This is a genomic window from Streptomyces sp. NPDC093097, assembly GCF_044754325.1.
GTDB lineage: Bacteria > Actinomycetota > Actinomycetes > Streptomycetales > Streptomycetaceae > Streptomyces.
This window is the reverse complement of sequence record NZ_JBIVOW010000006.1, coordinates 68,656-86,726: the sequence shown is the minus strand read 5'-3', so window position 1 is coordinate 86,726 and position 18,071 is coordinate 68,656. Positions and strand designations below refer to the sequence as shown.

Genomic DNA, 18,071 nt, shown 5'->3' with positions numbered 1-18,071 from the left:
TCAGACACCCCTCATCAGCAGGGTCGCGGCGACGAGAACGGCGGCCCCGCCCAGCATCTGGACCGCGTACGAACGGACGAAGCCGGTCTGCAACTGCCGCAGCCGGCTGGAGAGTCCGCCCATCGCGGCCGCCGTGCCGTTGACCGCGCCGTCCACCAGGGAGTGGTCGAGATAGACCAGCGTGCGGGTCAGGTGCTCGCCGCCGCGCACCAGGACGACGTGGTTGAAGTCGTCCTGGAGCAGATCGCGGCGGGCCGCCCGGGTCAGCAGCGAACCGCGCGGGGCGGTGGCCGGGACCTCCCGGCGGCCGTACATCAGCCAGGCGACGCCGACGCCGAGCAGCAGCACCACCATCGTGGCGGCGGTGACCACGCCGGCGCTCACCGGGGAGTGGCCCTCCGCGAAGGAGGTGACCGGCTCCAGCCAGCGGACGAAGGCGTCGTTCACGCTGAACAGGCCGCCGGCGAAGACCGATCCGATGGCCAGCACGATCATCGGGAACGTCATCACCTTCGGCGACTCGTGCGGATGGAACTCCGCCGGATCCCACCGCTTCTCGCCGAAGAAGGTCATCAGCATCACCCGCGTCATGTAGAACGCGGTGATCGCGGCGCCCAGCAGGGCCGAGCCGCCGAGGATCCAGCCCTCGGTGCCGCCGCGGGCGAACGCCGCCTCGATGATCTTGTCCTTGGAGAAGAAGCCGGACAGGCCGGGGAAGCCGATGATGGCCAGATAGCCGAGCCCGAAGGTGACGAAGGTGATCGGCATGTGCCTGCGGAGGCCGCCGTAACGGCGCATGTCCACCTCGTCGTTCATCCCGTGCATCACCGAGCCGGCGCCGAGGAAGAGGCCCGCCTTGAAGAAGCCGTGGGTGACCAGGTGCATGATCGCGAAGGCGTAGCCGATCGGGCCCAGGCCGGCGGCCAGGATCATGTAGCCGATCTGCGACATCGTCGAACCGGCCAGCGCCTTCTTGATGTCGTCCTTGGCGCAACCGACGATCGCACCGAACAGCAGGGTGACCGCGCCGACCGCGACCACCGCGGTCTGCGCGTCCGGCGCGGCGTTGAAGATCGCTCCGGAGCGGGTGATCAGGTACACCCCGGCGGTGACCATCGTGGCGGCGTGGATCAGCGCCGACACCGGGGTCGGGCCCTCCATCGCGTCGCCCAGCCAGGACTGGAGCGGCACCTGCGCCGACTTGCCGCAGGCGGCCAGCAGCAGCACCAGCCCGATGGCGGTCGCCTTCCCCTCGGAGGTGTGGCCGGCGGCGCCGAGCACCGGGCCGAAGGCGAACGTGCCGAACGTCGTGAACATCAGCATGATCGCGATGGACAGGCCCATGTCGCCGACGCGGTTGACCAGGAACGCCTTCTTCGCCGCGGTGGCCGCGCTGGGCTTGTGCTGCCAGAACCCGATGAGCAGGTACGAGGCCAGGCCCACGCCCTCCCAACCGACGTACAGCAGGAGGTAGTTGTCGGCGAGGACGAGCAGCAGCATCGCCGCCAGGAAGAGGTTGAGGTAGCCGAAGAAGCGGCGGCGCCGCTCGTCGTGCTCCATATAGCCGATCGAGTAGATGTGGATCAGCGAGCCGACGCCCGTGATCAGCAGGACGAAGGTCATCGACAACTGGTCGAGCTGGAAGGCCAGATCGGCACGGAAGCCGCCGACCGGGATCCAGCTGTACAGGTGCTGGTGCAGCGCCCGGTGCTCGGCGCCCCGGCCGAGCATGTCGACGAAGAGCGCCACCGCGACGGCGAACGACGCCACCGCCAGCAGCGAGCCGATCCAGTGGCCGGTGCGGTCCAGGCGCTTTCCGCCGCACAGCAGCAGGGCCGCACCGACCAGCGGTGCCGCGACGAGCAGCGCGATCAAGTTCTCCACTTTGTGCGACCCCTTACAGCTTCATCAGGCTGGCGTCGTCGACCGAGGCCGAATGACGGGTGCGGAAGATCGACACGATGATGGCCAGGCCGACCACGACCTCCGCCGCGGCGACGACCATCGTGAAGAAGGCGATGATCTGGCCGTCGAGATTCCCGTGCATCCGCGAGAAGGTGACCAGGGTGAGGTTGCCGGCGTTCAGCATCAGCTCGATGCACATGAACACCACGATGGCGTTCCGCCTGATCAGCACGCCGGCCGCGCCGATGGTGAACAGCAGGGCGGCGAGGTAGAGGTAGTAGACCGGATTCATTTCTGGACCCCCTCCCTGGGCGCCGCGGGGCCGGGCCGCTTCTTCTCCGCCGGGCCGGGCTCCCGCCCCAGCCACTCCTTCGACTGCTGCTCCAGCGCCTTGAGTTCGGCCAGCGACTGGCCGGAGACGTCCCGGACCTGGCCGCGCTCCCGCAGCGTCGGGCTGACCGTCAGCTCGGACGCGGTGCCGTCCGGCAGCAGACCGGGGATGTCCACGGCGTTGTGCCGGGCGTAGACGCCCGGGGCCGGCAGCGGGGTCACCTGCTTGCCCTCGCGGATGCGCGTCTCGGAGCGCTCCCGTTGGGTCCTGGCGCGCTCGGTGCGCTCCCGGTGGGTGAGCACCATCGCCCCCACCACGGCGGTGATCAGCAGCGCGCCGGTGATCTCGAAGGCGAAGACGTACTTGGTGAAGATCAGCGCGGCCAGACCCTGCGCGTTGCCGCCGGCGTTGGCCGCGCCCAGGCCGTTGAACTCCCTGAGCGAGGCGTTGCCGATCCCGGCGATCAGCAGGGCGCCGAAGCCGAGGCCGAGTCCCGCGGCGAGCCAACGCTGGCCCTTGAGGGTCTCCTTGAGGGAGTCCGCGGCCGTGACGCCGACCAGCATCACCACGAACAGGAAGAGCATCATGATCGCGCCGGTGTAGACCACGATCTGCACGATGCCGAGGAAGTACGCGCCGTTGGCCAGATAGAAGACCGCCAGGACGATCATGGTCCCGGCGAGCGAAAGGGCGCTGTGCACCGCTCTCCTCATCAGGATCGTGCACAGCGCCCCGACCACCGCGACGGTGCCCAGGAGCCAGAACTGCACGGCCTCCCCCGAGGAGGTCGCGCTGAGGGCGAGGCCCGTCATGCGCGCGCCTCCTTGCCCGGAGCCCGCTGGGCATCGGCCGCGTCCTTTGGCCGCTCGCCCCGGGAGACCGCGACCTGGCGGACCGTGCCCGGAGCGGCCTCGGTCACCAGCCCGTTGTAGTAGTCCCGTTCCGTCATGCCCGGGTGGATCGCGTGCGGCGAGTCGACCATCCCCTCCGACAGGCCCACCAGCAGCTCTTCCTTGGTGTAGATGAGCGACTCCCGGGAGCGGTCGGCGAGTTCGTACTCGTTGGTCATCGTGAGCGCGCGGGTCGGGCAGGCCTCCACGCACAGGCCGCACAGGATGCAGCGGAGGTAGTTGATCTGGTAGACGGCGCCGTACCGCTCACCCGGGGAGTAGCGCTCCTCGTCGGTGTTGTCCGCGCCCTCGACGTAGATCGCGTCCGCCGGGCAGGCCCAGGCGCACAGCTCGCAGCCGACGCACTTCTCCAGCCCGTCCGGATGGCGGTTGAGCTGGTGCCGGCCGTGGAATCGCGGCGCCGTCGGCTTCTTCTCCTCGGGGTACTGCTCGGTCAGCCGCTTCTTGAACATGGCCTTGAAGGTCACGCCGAAGCCGGCCACCGGGTTCTGGAACTCAGGCACCGTCACCCCCCTTTCCGTCGCTCTCATTTCCGTCACTCACAGTGTCCACCCGACCACTGACAATCAGCTCGCGGTCGCGGCGGGGACGCCGGCGCGGCACCGGCGGAAGGCTCTGCCCGGGCAGCGGCGGAACGGGGAACCCGCCGGCCATCGGGTCGAAGGAGGCGTCGCCGTCGGTCTTCCGCTCCGGCTCGGCCTTCCGGAAGAAGTCCACGACCAGCGAGATCAGCAGCAGCGCCACCGCGCTGCCGCCCACGTACAGCACGATCCGGGAGAAGTCGAAGCCCTCGTTCTTCAGCGCCCGGACGGTGGCGACGAGCAGCAGCCACACCATCGACACCGGGATGAGGACCTTCCACCCCAGCCGCATCAACTGGTCGTAGCGGACCCGGGGGAGCGTGCCGCGCAGCCAGATGAAGAAGAACAGCAGCAGCTGCACCTTGATGACGAACCAGAGCATCGGCCACCAGCCGTGGTTCGCGCCCTCCCAGAACGTCGAGATCGGCCAGGGCGCCCGCCAGCCGCCCAGGAAGAGGGTGACCGCGACCGACGAGACGGTGACCATGTTGACGTACTCGGCGAGCATGAACATCGCGAACTTGATGGAGGAGTACTCGGTGTTGAAGCCCCCGACGAGGTCGCCCTCGGACTCCGGCATGTCGAACGGCGCCCGGTTGGTCTCCCCCACCATCGTCACGATGTAGAGGAGGAACGACACCGGCAGCAGCAGCACGTACCACCTGTTCGCCTGCGACTCCACGATGGTCGACGTCGACATCGACCCGGAGTAGAGGAACACCGACGCGAACGCCGCGCCCATCGCGATCTCGTACGAGATCATCTGCGCGCACGATCGCAGTCCGCCCAGCAGCGGGTACGTCGACCCGGACGACCAGCCCGCCAGCACGATGCCGTAGATGCCGACCGACGCCGTGGCCAGGACGTAGAGGATCCCGATCGGGAGGTCGGTGAGCTGCATCGGGGTGCGGTGCCCGAAGATCGAGATCTCGTTGTCCGCCGGGCCGAAGGGGATCACCGCGATCGCCATGAAGGCCGGGATCGCCGCCACGATGGGCGCGAGGATGTAGACCGCCTTGTCGGCGCGCCGGACGACCAGGTCCTCCTTCAGCATCAGCTTGATGCCGTCGGCCAGGGACTGGAGCATCCCCCAGGGGCCGTGCCGGTTGGGGCCGATCCGCAGCTGCATCCAGGCGACGACCTTGCGTTCCCAGACGATCGAGAACAGCACCGTCAGCATCAGGAACGCGAAGCAGAACACCGCCTTGAGGACGACCAGCCACCACGGGTCGTGCCCGAACATCGACAGGTCCTCCTGGACGGCCAACGAGGCCACCGGAAAACCGGGATGCTGCATCATGCGTCCTCCTCCTTGGCGGGCGCCGGCGTAGCGGAGACAGCGGAGACCTTCACCAGCTCACCGGGGTGCGCCCCGGTGTCGGCGGCCACGCCGCCCCCCACGGAGTGCAGCGGCAGCCACACCACCCGGTCGGGCATCGACGTGATCCGCAGCGGCAGGCGGACCGCGCCGGCCGGCCCGGTGACCACCAACGGCTCGCCGTCCCGCACCCCGACCTCCCTCGCGGTGGCCGGCGACAGCCGGGCCAGTGCGGCGTGCCGGGTGCCGGCCAGCGCCTCGTCGCCCTCCTGGAGCAGCCCCTGGTCCAGGAGCAGCCGGTGCCCGGCCAGGACGGCCTCGCCGCTCACCGGGCGGGGCAGCGGCCGCCCCGTCTCCCGCGGGTCGCTCGCGTACGGACCGCCCCAGGTGCCCAGCCGGTCCAGCTCCCGGCGCACGGCACGAAGGTCCGGCAGGTCCAGGCCCACCGCGGTCGGGCCGTCGCCGTCCGCCGCCATGGCGTCGGCGAGCATCTGCACCACCCGGGCGTCCGGCGGGAGTTGCCGCCGGGTCATCTGGTCCGGCTTGAGCGCGGCCTCGAACATCCGGGCCCGGCCCTCCCAGTTGAGGAAGGTGCCGCCCTTCTCGGCCACCGCCGCCACCGGGAGCACCACGTCCGCCCGCTCGGTGACCGGGGAGGGCCGCAGCTCCAGGCTGACCAGGAACCCGACCGCGTCCAGGGCGGCCAACGCCCGTGCCGGATCGGGCAGATCGGCCACCTCCACGCCCGCCACCAGCAGGGCGCCCAGCTCACCGGTGGCCGCGGCCTCGATCATCTGGCCGGTGTCCCGGCCGTGCCGGTGCGGCAGCGCGGCCACGCCCCAGGTGGCGGCGACCTCGTCCCGGGCCACCGGGTCGGTCGCCGGCCGGCCGCCGGGCAGCAGCCCGGGCAGCGCCCCGGCCTCGATCGCCCCCCGCTCCCCCGCCCGCCGCGGCATCCACACCAGCCGCGCGCCGGTGGCGGTGGCGGTGCGGATCGCGGCGGTCAGCGCGCCGGGCACCGTCGCCAGCCGCTCGCCGACCACGATCACCGCGCCGTCCGCGCGCAGCGCCTCGGCCGCGGCCTGGCCCGCACCGTCCAGGCCCGCCCGTCGCCCGCCACCGCCCTCCCCGGGAAGGCGCTCCGCGCCTGCTGCCTCGTTGCCCGCGAGGGCGTCCAGCCATTCGGTCTCGGTGCCGGGCGCGGCCGGCAGCAGCGTCCCGCCGGCCTTGGTCAGCCCGCGGGTGGCGTGGCTGGCCAGGCCCCAGGTGCGCTGGCCGTGCTTGCGGTGCGCCTTGCGCAGCCGCAGGAAGACGCCGGGCGCCTCCTCCTCCGCCTCGACGCCGACCAGCAGGACGGCCGGCGCCTGCTCCAGCGCGGTGTAGGTGACTCCCGAGCCGTCCAGGTCCCGGCCGCGGCCGGCGACCTGGGCGGCGAGGAAGTCGGCCTCCTCGGCGCTGTGCGGCCGGGCCCGGAAGTCGATGTCGTTGGTGCCCAGCGCGACCCGGGCGAACTTGGCGTAGGCGTAGGCGTCCTCGACGGTCAGCCGGCCGCCGGTCAGGACACCGGCCCGGCCCCGGGCGGCGGCCAGCCCGCGCGCCGCGGCGTCCAGCGCGGCGGGCCAGCTCGCCGGCTCCAGTTCACCGGTCTGCGCGTTGCGCACCAGCGGGTGCGTCAGCCGGTCCCGGGCCTGCGCGTACCGGAAGGCGAACCGGCCCTTGTCGCAGATCCACTCCTCGTTGACCTCGGGGTCGTTGGCCGCCAGCCGCCGCAGCACCTTCCCGCGGCGGTGGTCCGTGCGGGTCGCGCACCCGCCCGCGCAGTGCTCGCACACCGACGGCGAGGAGACCAGGTCGAAGGGGCGGGAGCGGAAGCGGTACGCGGCGGAGGTGAGCGCGCCCACCGGGCAGATCTGGATGGTGTTCCCGGAGAAGTACGACTCGAAGGGGTCGCCCTCGCCGGTGCCGACCTGCTGGAGGGCGCCCCGCTCGATCAGCTCGATCATCGGGTCGCCGGCGATCTGGTTGCTGAAGCGGGTGCACCGCGCGCACAGCACGCACCGCTCGCGGTCCAGCAGCACCTGCGTGGAGATCGGCACCGGCTTCTCGTAGGTGCGCTTCCTGCCCTCGAAGCGGGTGTCGGGGTCGCCGACGGCCATCGCCTGGTTCTGCAGCGGGCACTCGCCGCCCTTGTCGCAGACCGGGCAGTCCAGCGGGTGGTTGATCAGCAGCAGCTCCATCACGCCGCGCTGCGCCTTCTCGGCCACCGGGGAGGTCAGCTGGGTCCGTACGACCATGCCGTCGGTGCAGGTGATGGTGCACGAGGCCATCGGCTTGCGCTGGCCCTCGACCTCCACGATGCACTGCCGGCAGGCGCCCGCCGGGTCCAGCAGCGGGTGGTCGCAGAAGCGCGGGATCTCGATGCCGAGGAGTTCGGCGGCCCGGATGACCAGCGTCCCCTTGGGGACGGAGATCTCGATGCCGTCGATCGTCAGGGTGACGAGGTCCTCCGGCGGCACCGCCGCCGCACCGCCCCCGTGGGGAGTGGTGGTCGTGACGGTCATGCGTTCACCCCCAGGTGAGCGTCGTTGTCGGCCCAGAGGGTCGACTTGGCCGGGTCGAAGGGGCAGCCCCTGCCGGCGAGGTGCTCCTCGTACTCCTCGCGGAAGTACTTCAGCGAGGAGAAGATCGGGGAGGCGGCGCCGTCGCCGAGGGCGCAGAAGGACTTGCCGTTGATGTTGTCGGCGATGTCGCCGAGCTTGTCGAGGTCTTCCCGGCGGCCCCGGCCCGCCTCGATGTCGCGCAGCAACTGCACCAGCCAGTACGTCCCTTCACGGCACGGGGTGCACTTGCCGCAGGACTCGTGGGCGTAGAACTCGGTCCAGCGGGTGACCGCCCGCACCACGCAGGTGGTCTCGTCGAAGCACTGCAGCGCCTTGGTGCCGAGCATCGAGCCGGCCGCGCCGACGCCCTCGTAGTCGAGCGGGACGTCGAGGTGCTCCTCGGTGAACATCGGGGTCGAGGAGCCGCCCGGGGTCCAGAACTTCAGCCGGTGGCCGGGGCGCATCCCGCCGCTGACGTCGAGCAGTTGGCGCAGGGTGATGCCCAACGGGCCCTCGTACTGGCCGGGGTTGGCGACATGGCCGCTGAGCGAGTAGAGCGTGAAGCCCGGGGACTTCTCGCTGCCCATCGACCTGAACCAGTCCTTGCCTTTGTTGAGGATCGCGGGAACCGAGGCGATGGATTCGACGTTGTTCACCACAGTGGGGCAGGCATAGAGGCCGGCCACCGCGGGGAAGGGGGGACGCAGACGGGGTTGGCCGCGACGGCCCTCCAGGGAGTCCAGCAGCGCGGTTTCCTCACCGCAGATGTACGCGCCGGCGCCGGCGTGCACCGTGACATCGAGGTCGAGGCCCGAGCCGAGGACGTTCCTGCCGAGGAAGCCCGCCGCGTACGCCTCGCGCACGGCCTCGTGCAGCCGGCGCAGGACGGGCACGACCTCACCGCGCAGATAGATGAAGGCATGGTTCGACCGGATCGCATGAGCGGCGATCACGATCCCCTCGATGAGGGCATGCGGGTTGGCGAAGAGGAGCGGGATGTCCTTGCAGGTCCCGGGCTCCGACTCGTCGGCGTTGACGACGAGATAGTGCGGTTTGCCGTCGCCCTGCGGGATGAACTGCCATTTCATCCCGGTCGGGAAGCCCGCGCCGCCGCGGCCGCGCAGGCCGGAGTCCTTGACGTAGGCGATGACGTCGTCCGGGGCCATGGCGAGGGCCTTGCGCGCGCCCTCGTAGCCCTCGTGGCGCAGATAGGTCTCCAGCGTCCAGGACTCGGGCTCGTCCCAGAAGGCGGACAGGACGGGGGCGAGGACCTTCTCGGGGCTGGTCGCTCCTGTGGCGTGCGGCCGGGAGGCCCCGCCGAACTCGGCTGCCACGGTCATCACTCCCCCTCCTCGTGGGTCGGGCCGGCCTCGTCGGAGGGACCGTCCGCGGTGGCGCGCGGGGCGACGACGTGGTCCGCGTGGCCCGGCGGTGTCTCGCCCCTGGCCAGGCGCAGTCCGACCAGGGAGGCGGGGCCCGCGCCACCGGACGCCGCGACGGCCCCGGGCCGGCGGTCGGGGAAGCCGGCCAGTATCCGGGCGGTCTCCTTGAAGGAGCACAGCGGGGCGCCGCGGGTGGGTTCGACGGTCCGGCCGGCCCGCAGGTCGTCGACGAGCTGCCGGGCGGAGGAGGGGGTCTGGTTGTCGAAGAACTCCCAGTTGACCATCACCACGGGCGCGAAGTCGCAGGCGGCGTTGCACTCGATGTGTTCGAGGGTGACCTTGCCGTCCTCGGTGGTGCCGCCGTTGTCGACGCCGAGGTGTTCCTTGAGCTCCTCGAAGATGGCGTCGCCGCCCATCACCGCGCACAGCGTGTTGGTGCAGACCCCGACCTGGTAGTCACCGCCGGGCTCGCGGCGGTACATCGAGTAGAACGTCGAGACCGCGGTGACCTCGGCGGTGGTCAGGTCGAGCTGCTCGGCGCAGAAGCGGACGCCGGTGCGGGTGACGTGGCCCTCCTCGGCCTGGACGAGATGGAGCAGCGGCAGCAGCGCCGAGCGGGAGTCGGGGTAGCGGGCGATCACCTCCTGCGCGTCCGCGGTGAGCCGGGCCTTGACGTCGGCCGGGTAGTCGGGTGCCGGAAGCCGGGGCATCCCCAGCTGGACGTCCTTGGGTGCCGGAGTGGCGTTCACCGGTCGACGCCTCCCATCACGGGGTCGATGGATGCGACGGCGACGATGACGTCGGCGACCTGGCCGCCCTCGCACATCGCCGCCATGGCCTGGAGGTTGGTGAACGAGGGGTCGCGGAAGTGCACCCGGTAGGGCCGGGTGCCGCCGTCGCTGACCACGTGCACGCCCAGCTCGCCCTTGGGCGACTCGACGGCGGTGTACGCCTGTCCCGGCGGGACCCTGAAGCCCTCCGTCACCAGCTTGAAGTGGTGGATCAGGGCCTCCATCGAGGTGCCCATGATCTTCTTGATGTGGTCCAGGGAGTTGCCCAGGCCGTCGGGGCCGAGCGCGAGCTGGGCGGGCCAGGCGATCTTCTTGTCGGCGACCATCACCGGCCCCGGCTCCAGCCGGTCCAGGCACTGTTCGACGATCCGCAGCGACTGGCGCATCTCCTCCAGCCGGATCAGGAACCGGCCGTAGGCGTCGCAGGTGTCGGCCGTCGGCACCTCGAAGTCGTAGGTCTCGTATCCACAGTACGGCTGCGCCTTGCGCAGATCGTGGGGCAGTCCGGCGGAGCGGACGAGGGGGCCGGTGGCGCCGGTGGCCATGCAGCCGGCGAGGTCGAGGTAGCCGATGCCCTCCATGCGGCCCTTGAAGACCGGGTTGCCGGTGGCGAGCTTGTCGTACTCGACCATGTTCTTCCGCATCTTCTTGACGAAGGCGCGGATCTGCTCGACGGCGCCGGGCGGCAGGTCCTGGGCGAGGCCGCCGGGGCGGACGTAGGCGTGGTTCATCCGTAGGCCGGTGATCAGCTCGTAGATGTCGAGGATCAACTCCCGGTCGCGGAAGCCGTAGATCATGATCGTGGTGGCGCCCAGCTCCATCCCGCCGGTGGCGATGCACACCAGGTGGGAGGAGATCCGGTTGAGCTCCATCAGCAGCACCCGGATCACCGTGGCGCGGTCCGGCACGTCGTCGGTGATGCCCAGCAGCTTCTCCACCGCCAGGCAGTACGCCGTCTCGTTGAAGAACGGCGTGAGGTAGTCCATCCGCGTCACGAACGTGGTGCCCTGCGTCCAGGTGCGGAATTCGAGGTTCTTCTCGATGCCGGTGTGGAGGTAGCCGATACCGCAGCGGGCCTCGGTGACGGTCTCGCCGTCGATCTCCAGGATCAGCCGGAGCACACCGTGGGTGGAGGGGTGCTGCGGCCCCATGTTGACGATGATCCGCTCGTCGTCGGACTTGGCGGCGGCCGCGGCGATCTCGTCCCAGTCGCCGCCGGTGACGGTGTAGACCGGGCCCTCGGTGGTCTCGCGGGGGGTGGCGCGGGACGTCTGGCTGGGAGTGCTCATCAGGTGTACGACCTCCGCTGGTCGGGAGCCGGGATCTGGGCGCCCTTGTACTCGACGGGGATGCCGCCGAGGGGGTAGTCCTTGCGCTGCGGGAAGCCCTGCCAGTCGTCCGGCATCATGATCCGCGTGAGCGCCGGGTGCCCGTCGAAGATCAGGCCGAAGAAGTCGTAGGTCTCGCGCTCGTGCCAGTCGTTGGTCGGGTAGACGTCCACGATCGACGGCAGGTGGCGGTCGGTGTCGGGGACCGCGACCTCCACCCGGATCAGCCGGTTGTGGGTGATCGAGCGCAGGTGGTAGACGGCGTGCAGCTCGCGGCCGGCATCGCCCGGGTAGTGGACGCCGCTGACGCCGGTGCACAGCTCGAAGCGGAGCGCGGGGTCGTCGCGCAGGGTCCGGGCCACGGCCGGCAGGAACTCCCGGTGGACGTGGAAGGTGAGCTCGCCGCGGTCGACGACGGTCTTGTCGATGACGTTCTCGGGGACCAGGCCCTGTTCGTCGAGGGCGCCCTCCAGCTCGTCGGCGATCTCGTCGAAGTCGCCGTAGCCTCCCCCGCTCTCGGCCTCGCTCGACCGGGAGGTGCCCCCACCGGCACCGCCCGGCCCGCCGTACGGCCGGGTGGCGGTTCCGGGCAGCCGGACGGTGCGGACCAGTCCGCCGTAACCGGAGGTGTCACCACCGTTGTCGGCGCCGAACATCCCGTGGCGGGTGGCGATCGCCTCGCCGGTGTCGTCGCGCTGCGCCGGGACGGCCTCCTCGGGGGCGTCCGGGCCCTTGGGGTTCGTCGGCTCGCTCACCGCAGCATCCCCTTCTTCTCCGACAGGCAGGGTTTCTCGGCGGAGCGGTCCATCTCGATCAGCGGGAGCGCCTTGAGCGCCGCCGCCTCCTCCTCGTGGGCCGCCTGCACGGCGTTGACCCCGAGCTTGCTGGTCTGGATCTTCTTGTGGAGCTTGAGGATGGCGTCCATGAGCATCTCCGGGCGGGGCGGGCAGCCCGGCAGGTAGATGTCGACGGGGACGATGTGGTCGACGCCCTGCACGATCGCGTAGTTGTTGAACATGCCGCCCGAGGAGGCGCAAACCCCCATGGAGATCACCCACTTCGGGTTCGGCATCTGGTCGTAGACCTGCCGCAGCACCGGCGCCATCTTCTGGCTGACCCGGCCGGCCACGATCATCAGGTCGGCCTGCCGCGGGGAGCCGCGGAAGACCTCCATGCCGAAGCGGGCCAGGTCGTAGCGCCCGGCGCCGGTGGTCATCATCTCGATGGCACAGCAGGCCAGTCCGAAGGTCGCGGGGAAGACCGATGACTTGCGCACCCAGCCCGCGGCCTGCTCGACAGTGGTCAACAGAAAGCCGCTGGGCAGCTTCTCTTCCAGTCCCATGGGTGACCCCTAGTCCCATTCCAGGCCGCCGCGACGCCAGACGTAGGCGTAGGCGACGAAGACGGTGAGCGCGAAGAGGAGCATCTCGACGAGCCCGAACAACCCCAGGGCGTCGAAGCTGACCGCCCAGGGATAGAGGAAGACGATCTCGATGTCGAAGACGATGAAGAGCATCGCCGTCAGGTAGTACTTGATCGGGAAGCGGCCGCCACCGGACGGCTGCGGCGTCGGCTCGATCCCGCATTCGTACGCTTCGAGCTTGGCCCGGTTGTAGCGCCTGGGGCCGATGAGCGTGGCCATGACCACGGAGAAGATCGCAAAGCCTGCTCCGAGGGCTCCCAGTACGAGGAGGGGCGCGTAAGCGTTCACCGTCCTCGCTCCCTTCAGTCGACGATGACGGGATGGCGGTCCGCTCGGGCTCACCCGCTGCCCCGGGTGATCGCGCCTATGTGAGGCAGTTCACAAGCCCGATGCCCGCATCTTATGCCCGTCGGTCTGTGATCTGCGACACGGGGTGAGCCAACGACTTTGTGATCTTCGCCACCTGATGAAGGATCACGAAGGTGGAGGTTCGGCGATCTCCGCACACGAAGCGCGCGAGTGATCACCAAAGGTGACATCGGCCGGGGTTACCGCTGGTCAGCGCGATGGTTTCTTTATCAAGGAGCTGGCCGCGCAAGCAAATTGGCGCTGGAACGATCTCAACTGCTATATGCGCGGCGGTCGTAGACGTGATGCGCTCGTGACCCGGCCGTGATCGTCGGTACGTGCGCCGGTTCACGAGCGGCGGCCGCATTCACGGGGTGGCGGGGCGGTGTCCGACCGGTCGGCGGCCGACGCTCGGTCACGGGAACATAACGGACACTCACGAGTGACGTATCCCACGCACTTTGAAGCCATGAGACCTTGACCTCCGGGAAGCCTTGGCGTGGCGGATCAAGAAGTGATAAGCGCCCCGGAGGGCCGCGCTCAGCGCCAAAAGCCGTGCACAGGAACATGATCGCGACATTCGGACATCGCGTCAGCTCTGCGGCGACTGACAAAAAGTCCGTTTTATTCGTCGCGTTCACGTCAAGTGTGGCGCACGCCACCTTTGTTGGCAGCGACCTGCGGCTCCTGATAGCCGTGGTGCCATGTCCCCGAACGCACTCATACCCAGCCACCGGAAGCCCCGCCGCTCCGCGTCCTCGCGGGCCCTGCGTGCGGGCGTGACCGGTGGCTTCCTCACCCTCGCGGTGACCGGCGCCACCGTGCCGGCCAATGCCGCCGAGAAGCCCGTCTCCGAGACCCAGGAGATGCCCACCATCACGGCAGCGCTGGCCACCAGCGCCGCCAAGAGCGCCGACACCGCCCAGCAGGTCGCGTTCAGCTACGAGCGGCAGGCGCTGCAGGACGCCACGGAAGCCAAGGCCGACAAGGCCGCGGGCAAGGCGAAGGCCGCCGCGGACAAGAAGGCCAAGGCCGAGGCCGAGGCGAAGAAGGCCGCCGACGAGGCCCGCAGGGCCAAGGAAGCCGCGCAGGCCCGTGCGTCTCGCTCCGACGCGCGCAGCACGCTCTCCGACGTCTCCGGCGGCTCGTCCTCCTCCTCGTCCTCCTCGTCCTCCTCGTCCTCCTCGTCCGCGACCGGCAGCGCCGCCACCCTCGTGTCCTTCCTCAAGGCGCAGCTCGGCAAGGCGTACGTGATGGGCTCCAACGGCCCCGCCTCGTACGACTGCTCCGGCCTGACCCAGGCCGCGTTCTCGCAGATCGGCATCGACCTGCCGCGCGTCTCGCAGAGCCAGTCGACCGCGGGTACCCAGGTGGGCCTGGGCAACCTCCAGGTCGGCGACATCCTCTACTGGGGCAGCGCCGGCAGCGCCTACCACGTCGCCGTCTACGTCGGGAACGGCAACTTCATCGGCGCCCAGAACCCGAGCACCGGCATCGTCGAGCGCCCCCTGAACTACGACATGCCCACCGGCGCGGTGCGCGTCCTCTAAATAGGACGGCGCCCGAGAACGCACGACGGAACCGCCCCTTCCCCGCTCGGGAGGGGCGGTTCCGCGTTGTCCGGACCCGGCAGGGGCGCTCGCCCCCCGGACCGGCCCGGGGCGTCAGCCCTTGATGAACTCCAGCAGATCCGCGTTGAGCTGCGGGTGATGGCTGGCGTAGATGCCGTGGCCGGCGTTCGGGTACTCCTTGTAGACCGCGCCCGGGATCAGCTTCGCGGTCCGCCGGCCGGTGACGTCGACCGGCGCGGAGAAGTCGGCCGCACCGTGCACGACCAGCGTCGGGACGTCGATCTCCCGCAGCCCGGCCCGCTGGTCGGTGTGGAAGATCGCCTGCTGGACCTGCTGGGTCGCATACGGCGCGCAGGACATCACCTGCTGGATGGTGAAGTCGATCATCAGCGGGTGGACGTCGTTGCCCAGATGGGTGGCGAAGAAGACCTGCGACTGACGCGCCATCCACCGCGGCCGGTCGTTCCGCAGCAGCTCGGCCGACTGCTGGAACAGCGCCTCCGGCAGCCCCTCGGGGTTGTCCTCGGTCTGCTTCATGAACGGCAGCATCGACGCGATCAGCGCGATCCGGCCGACCCGCCCGGAACCGTGCTGGGCCAGATAGCGGGCGATCTCCGCACCGCCCATCGAGTGCCCGATCAGGGTCACCTCCGCCAGCCCGAGGTGGTCCAGCAGGGCGGCCAGGTCCTCCGACGTCGAGTCCAGGTCGTAGCCGCCGGAGGGCCGGTCCGAGCGGCCGTGTCCGCGCCGGTCGAACGCGATGCAGCGAAAGCCCCGCTCGGCGAAGTACGGGATCTGGTACTCCCACATGTCGGTGGTGAGCATCGAGCTCGACACGAACACCAGCGGCTCGCCCCGGCCGTAGTCCTCGTACCAGAGCCGGGTCCCGTCGTGGCCCTCGAAGAACATGGCGACTCCTCCCGTTGTGGTGACTCCCGCCGCCTCTCGGTGCGGCGTGCCCTCACTCTGCCGGGGTCGCGAGCACCCCTCAATTACCCGCGGGGTCATGGGAGTTGCCCGGCGTCCGGGGCCGCCCGTCCCCTGTACGGGCGGCGCCGGACGCGGTCGGGCAGGGGCCCTACCAGCCCGCGCCGGCCGGCTGCCGGGTGGTGGCGTTGAGCCGGTTGAACAGGTTGGTCAGGCCGACCATCAGGACCAGCGACGCCAGCTGGCGCTCGTCGAAGTGGTCGGCGGCGGCGTCCCAGACGGCGTCCGGCACCGGGTCGGAGCTGTCCGCGATCCGGGTCGCGGCCTCGGCGAGCGCCAGCGCGGCCCGCTCCTCGTCACTGAAGTACGGCGCCTCCCGCCACGCCGCCACCGTGAACAGCTTGTCGTCGGAGATCCCCGCCTTGCGGGCGTTCTTGACCCCGCCGTCGACGCAGTAGCTGCACCCGTTGATCTGGCTGACCCGCAGATGCACCAGCTCCAGCGTCTCCTTGGGCACCCCGCCGGCGCGGGCCGCCTCCACCACGCCGAGCAGCGGCTTCATGGCCTCCGGGATGACCACTGCGGGGTTCTGCATACGTGCTTCCATCACGGCTCTCCTCACGGAATCCAACCGGCGAAGCCCTACCGGCCTCCCCTTCACCGCACTGACGGATCCCGCACGGAGAATGTGACACGCCCCTGCGGCACGGCCCGTACGACGACGGGCCGGCCCCCGGAAGAGGACCGGCCCGTGGCCTTCGCGCGCTCAGCGCGGGCGCGTGGAGCTGCGGCTTTCGAGAACGGCCCGCAGCGCGCGGGCGGGCGTCACGCCTTGGGCGCGACCTTGCTCAGACCGTTGATGATCCGGTCCATCGCGTCGCCGCCCGTCGGGTCGGTGAGGTTGGCCAGCATCTTGAGCGTGAAGCGCATCAGCAGCGGATGGGTCAGCCCGCGCTGGGTGGCGATCTGCATCACCTTGGGGTTGCCGATGAGCTTCACGAACGCCCGGCCCAGGGAGTAGTAGCCGCCGTAGGTGTCCTTGAGGATCTTCGGGTAGCGCTGGAGCGCCAGCTCGCGCTGGGCGTAGGTGGACCGGCCCTGCGCCTGGACGATCACCTCGGCCGCGAGCGCACCGGACTCCATGGCGTACGCGATGCCCTCGCCGTTGAACGGGTTCACCAGCCCGCCCGCGTCGCCGACCAGGAGCAGGCCCTTGGTGTAGTGCGGCTGGCGGTTGAAGGCCATCGGCAGCGCCGCACCGCGGATCGGACCGGTCATGTTCTCCGGGGTGTAGCCCCAGTCGGCGGGCATCGACGCGCACCACGCCTTGAGGACCTCCCGCCAGTCCAACTCCTTGAAGGAGGCGGAGGTGTTCAGCACACCGAGACCGACGTTGGAGGTGCCGTCGCCCATCCCGAAGATCCAGCCGTAGCCCGGCAGCAGCCGGTCCTGCGCGCCGCGGCGGTCCCACAGCTCCAGCCAGGACTCCAGGTAGTCGTCGTCGTGCCGCGGCGAGGTGAAGTACGTCCGCACGGCGACGCCCATCGGCCGGTCCTCGCGCCGGTGCAGGCCCATCGCGAGCGACAGCCGGGTGGAGTTGCCGTCGGCGGCGACCACGAGCGGGGCGTGGAAGGTCACCGGCGTCTTCTCCTCGCCGAGCTTGGCGTGCACACCGGTGATGTGCCCGGTCAGCTCGTTGACGATCGGCGCGCCCACGTTGCACCGCTCGTAGAGCCGGGCACCGGCCTTCTGCGCCTGCCGGGCCAGCTGCTCGTCGAAGTCGTCGCGCTTGCGGACCAGACCGTAGTCCGGGAAGGAGGCCAGTTCCGGCCAGTCGAGCTGGAGCCGGGAGCCGCCGCCGATGATGCGCAGGCCCTTGTTGCGCAGCCAGCCGGCCTCCTCCGAGATGTCGATGCCCATCGCGATCAGCTGCTTGGTGGCGCGCGGGGTGAGGCCGTCGCCGCAGACCTTCTCGCGCGGGAACGCGGTCTTCTCCAGGAGCAGCACGTCCAGGCCGGACTTGGCGAGGTGGTAGGCGGTGGCCGAACCGGCGGGCCCGGCACCGACGACGATCACATCCGCGCGGTGCTCCGATCGGGCTGTGGTCTCGGACGCGGTCACGGACGCGGACTCGGTCACGGCGGTGTCTCCCGGAAGTCGATATCTGGATCTCCGGGTCTGCGGAGATCTGGTCGGTGGGGATATCCGGCTGCGGCGGTGGATATCCGCGGCGGTGCCGGCACCTGGGGGGGGTGGTCGGTACCTGAGGTGGCGTGAATATCTGGGTGCCGGCCGGCACTGCGCACAGGCAGTCTATGAGGGCCGTGCCGATCGGAAACTGAAGGGTTGTCCCCTGACGTCCGCGCCCGCCCGCTCCCTCCCCGCCGTCGAACTGCGGATTCCCACCGACGAGGACGCACTGCACTGGCACCGGGTCTTCGACGACCCCGAGGTGATGGAGTTCCTCGGCGGCCGCCCAGCGGGCCCTGGACGTCGTACGGGCGGCCGGCGTCCGCCAGGTGGTGGCGATGGTGGACCCCCGCAACGCCCGGTCGCTCGCGGTGGCCCACCGCCTGGGGATGCGCCACGCGGAGACGTTCTCCGCCCCGACCGGCGACCGGACGGCGCACTGCCTTCGGCTGGACCTCTGAGGGC

General features: G+C 70.3%; 17 protein-coding genes. 2 read left to right on the top strand and 15 right to left on the bottom strand.

The genetic code is table 11. The annotated features are described in order from the left end of the window. The 12 genes from nuoL to ACIQE0_RS12570 are packed head-to-tail and all read right to left on the bottom strand — an operon-like array spanning nt 1 to nt 12,858. The gene (gene nuoL / locus ACIQE0_RS12625; RefSeq protein WP_402331155.1) at nt 1-1,884 is read right to left on the bottom strand and encodes an NADH-quinone oxidoreductase subunit L; all 1,884 of its coding nucleotides are present in this window, start codon (nt 1,882-1,884) and stop codon (nt 1-3) included. A 13-nt stretch (nt 1,885-1,897) separates the two neighbouring features. After that, a complete protein-coding gene (gene nuoK, locus ACIQE0_RS12620; RefSeq protein WP_366336235.1) occupies nt 1,898-2,197 on the bottom strand; it encodes an NADH-quinone oxidoreductase subunit NuoK in 300 nt (99 codons plus the stop codon). Next, nucleotides 2,194-3,048, bottom strand: coding sequence for an NADH-quinone oxidoreductase subunit J (locus tag ACIQE0_RS12615; RefSeq protein WP_402331153.1), 855 nt, complete (start codon nt 3,046-3,048; stop codon nt 2,194-2,196). The genes nuoK and ACIQE0_RS12615 overlap by 4 nt, the downstream gene beginning before the upstream one ends. Continuing rightward, the gene (nuoI, locus tag ACIQE0_RS12610) at nt 3,045-3,650 is read right to left on the bottom strand and encodes an NADH-quinone oxidoreductase subunit NuoI (protein ID WP_402331151.1); all 606 of its coding nucleotides are present in this window, start codon (nt 3,648-3,650) and stop codon (nt 3,045-3,047) included. Before nuoI ends, ACIQE0_RS12615 begins: the two co-directional genes overlap by 4 nt. Then, entirely contained in the window at nt 3,643-5,028 is a 1,386-nt protein-coding gene (nuoH, locus tag ACIQE0_RS12605; protein ID WP_366336230.1) for an NADH-quinone oxidoreductase subunit NuoH, read from the bottom strand. The genes nuoI and nuoH overlap by 8 nt, the downstream gene beginning before the upstream one ends. Then, on the bottom strand, nt 5,025-7,607 hold the full coding sequence (locus tag ACIQE0_RS12600) for an NADH-quinone oxidoreductase subunit G (protein ID WP_402331149.1): 2,583 nt from the start codon (nt 7,605-7,607) through the stop codon (nt 5,025-5,027). The genes nuoH and ACIQE0_RS12600 overlap by 4 nt, the downstream gene beginning before the upstream one ends. After that, a complete protein-coding gene (gene nuoF, locus ACIQE0_RS12595) occupies nt 7,604-8,986 on the bottom strand; it encodes an NADH-quinone oxidoreductase subunit NuoF (RefSeq protein WP_366336226.1) in 1,383 nt (460 codons plus the stop codon). The genes ACIQE0_RS12600 and nuoF overlap by 4 nt, the downstream gene beginning before the upstream one ends. Then, nucleotides 8,986-9,738, bottom strand: coding sequence for an NADH-quinone oxidoreductase subunit NuoE (gene nuoE, locus ACIQE0_RS12590; protein ID WP_402331545.1), 753 nt, complete (start codon nt 9,736-9,738; stop codon nt 8,986-8,988). The genes nuoF and nuoE overlap by 1 nt, the downstream gene beginning before the upstream one ends. A 35-nt stretch (nt 9,739-9,773) precedes the next feature. After that, on the bottom strand, nt 9,774-11,108 hold the full coding sequence (locus ACIQE0_RS12585; RefSeq protein WP_366336224.1) for an NADH-quinone oxidoreductase subunit D: 1,335 nt from the start codon (nt 11,106-11,108) through the stop codon (nt 9,774-9,776). Beyond that, nucleotides 11,108-11,902, bottom strand: a complete 795-nt coding sequence (locus ACIQE0_RS12580; protein ID WP_402331147.1) for an NADH-quinone oxidoreductase subunit C — start codon at nt 11,900-11,902, stop codon at nt 11,108-11,110. Before ACIQE0_RS12580 ends, ACIQE0_RS12585 begins: the two co-directional genes overlap by 1 nt. Continuing rightward, nucleotides 11,899-12,489 carry an NADH-quinone oxidoreductase subunit B family protein gene (locus ACIQE0_RS12575; protein ID WP_366336220.1) on the bottom strand — a complete coding sequence of 197 codons (591 nt, stop codon included), beginning with the start codon at nt 12,487-12,489 and terminating at the stop codon, nt 11,899-11,901. The genes ACIQE0_RS12580 and ACIQE0_RS12575 overlap by 4 nt, the downstream gene beginning before the upstream one ends. 9 nt (nt 12,490-12,498) lie before the next feature. Then, entirely contained in the window at nt 12,499-12,858 is a 360-nt protein-coding gene (locus ACIQE0_RS12570) for an NADH-quinone oxidoreductase subunit A (RefSeq protein ID WP_366336218.1), read from the bottom strand. A 764-nt stretch (nt 12,859-13,622) separates the two neighbouring features. Between ACIQE0_RS12570 and ACIQE0_RS12565 the strand changes: the two genes are divergently transcribed. Then, nucleotides 13,623-14,468 carry a C40 family peptidase gene (locus ACIQE0_RS12565; protein WP_402331145.1) on the top strand — a complete coding sequence of 282 codons (846 nt, stop codon included), beginning with the start codon at nt 13,623-13,625 and terminating at the stop codon, nt 14,466-14,468. A 114-nt stretch (nt 14,469-14,582) separates the two neighbouring features. Here the strand turns inward: ACIQE0_RS12565 and ACIQE0_RS12560 are convergent, their stop codons facing one another. The 3 genes from ACIQE0_RS12560 to ACIQE0_RS12550 all read right to left on the bottom strand — a co-directional run bounded on the left by ACIQE0_RS12560 (nt 14,583) and on the right by ACIQE0_RS12550 (nt 17,621). Then, nucleotides 14,583-15,398, bottom strand: a complete 816-nt coding sequence (locus ACIQE0_RS12560) for an alpha/beta fold hydrolase (RefSeq protein ID WP_402331143.1) — start codon at nt 15,396-15,398, stop codon at nt 14,583-14,585. A gap of 169 nt (nt 15,399-15,567) precedes the next feature. Beyond that, complete coding sequence (locus ACIQE0_RS12555) at nt 15,568-16,023, bottom strand: carboxymuconolactone decarboxylase family protein (RefSeq protein WP_366336213.1); 456 nt, start codon at nt 16,021-16,023, stop codon at nt 15,568-15,570. A 218-nt stretch (nt 16,024-16,241) separates the two neighbouring features. Further along, nucleotides 16,242-17,621: a geranylgeranyl reductase family protein gene (locus ACIQE0_RS12550; RefSeq protein WP_366336249.1), complete on the bottom strand. Its 1,380-nt coding sequence runs from the start codon at nt 17,619-17,621 to the stop codon at nt 16,242-16,244. 323 nt (nt 17,622-17,944) lie between these two features. Between ACIQE0_RS12550 and ACIQE0_RS12545 the strand changes: the two genes are divergently transcribed. Continuing rightward, a complete protein-coding gene (locus ACIQE0_RS12545; protein WP_366336211.1) occupies nt 17,945-18,067 on the top strand; it encodes a hypothetical protein in 123 nt (40 codons plus the stop codon). The last annotated feature ends 4 nt before the right edge of the window (nt 18,068-18,071 follow it).

Excerpts from the sequence above, each read along its gene's own strand:
- nuoK (WP_366336235.1), bottom strand. The coding sequence starts at position 2,197 with ATGAATCCGGTCTACTACCTCTACCTCGCCGCCCTGCTGTTCACCATC.
- ACIQE0_RS12615 (WP_402331153.1), bottom strand. The coding sequence starts at position 3,048 with ATGACGGGCCTCGCCCTCAGCGCGACCTCCTCGGGGGAGGCCGTGCAG.
- nuoH (WP_366336230.1), bottom strand. The coding sequence starts at position 5,028 with ATGATGCAGCATCCCGGTTTTCCGGTGGCCTCGTTGGCCGTCCAGGAG.
- ACIQE0_RS12600 (WP_402331149.1), bottom strand. The coding sequence starts at position 7,607 with ATGACCGTCACGACCACCACTCCCCACGGGGGCGGTGCGGCGGCGGTG.
- nuoF (WP_366336226.1), bottom strand. The coding sequence starts at position 8,986 with ATGACCGTGGCAGCCGAGTTCGGCGGGGCCTCCCGGCCGCACGCCACA.
- nuoE (WP_402331545.1), bottom strand. The coding sequence starts at position 9,738 with ATGCCCCGGCTTCCGGCACCCGACTACCCGGCCGACGTCAAGGCCCGG.
- ACIQE0_RS12585 (WP_366336224.1), bottom strand. The coding sequence starts at position 11,108 with ATGAGCACTCCCAGCCAGACGTCCCGCGCCACCCCCCGCGAGACCACC.
- ACIQE0_RS12575 (WP_366336220.1), bottom strand. The coding sequence starts at position 12,489 with ATGGGACTGGAAGAGAAGCTGCCCAGCGGCTTTCTGTTGACCACTGTC.
- ACIQE0_RS12565 (WP_402331145.1), top strand. The coding sequence starts at position 13,623 with ATGTCCCCGAACGCACTCATACCCAGCCACCGGAAGCCCCGCCGCTCC.
- ACIQE0_RS12560 (WP_402331143.1), bottom strand. The coding sequence starts at position 15,398 with ATGTTCTTCGAGGGCCACGACGGGACCCGGCTCTGGTACGAGGACTAC.
- ACIQE0_RS12555 (WP_366336213.1), bottom strand. The coding sequence starts at position 16,023 with ATGGAAGCACGTATGCAGAACCCCGCAGTGGTCATCCCGGAGGCCATG.
- ACIQE0_RS12545 (WP_366336211.1), top strand. The coding sequence starts at position 17,945 with ATGGTGGACCCCCGCAACGCCCGGTCGCTCGCGGTGGCCCACCGCCTG.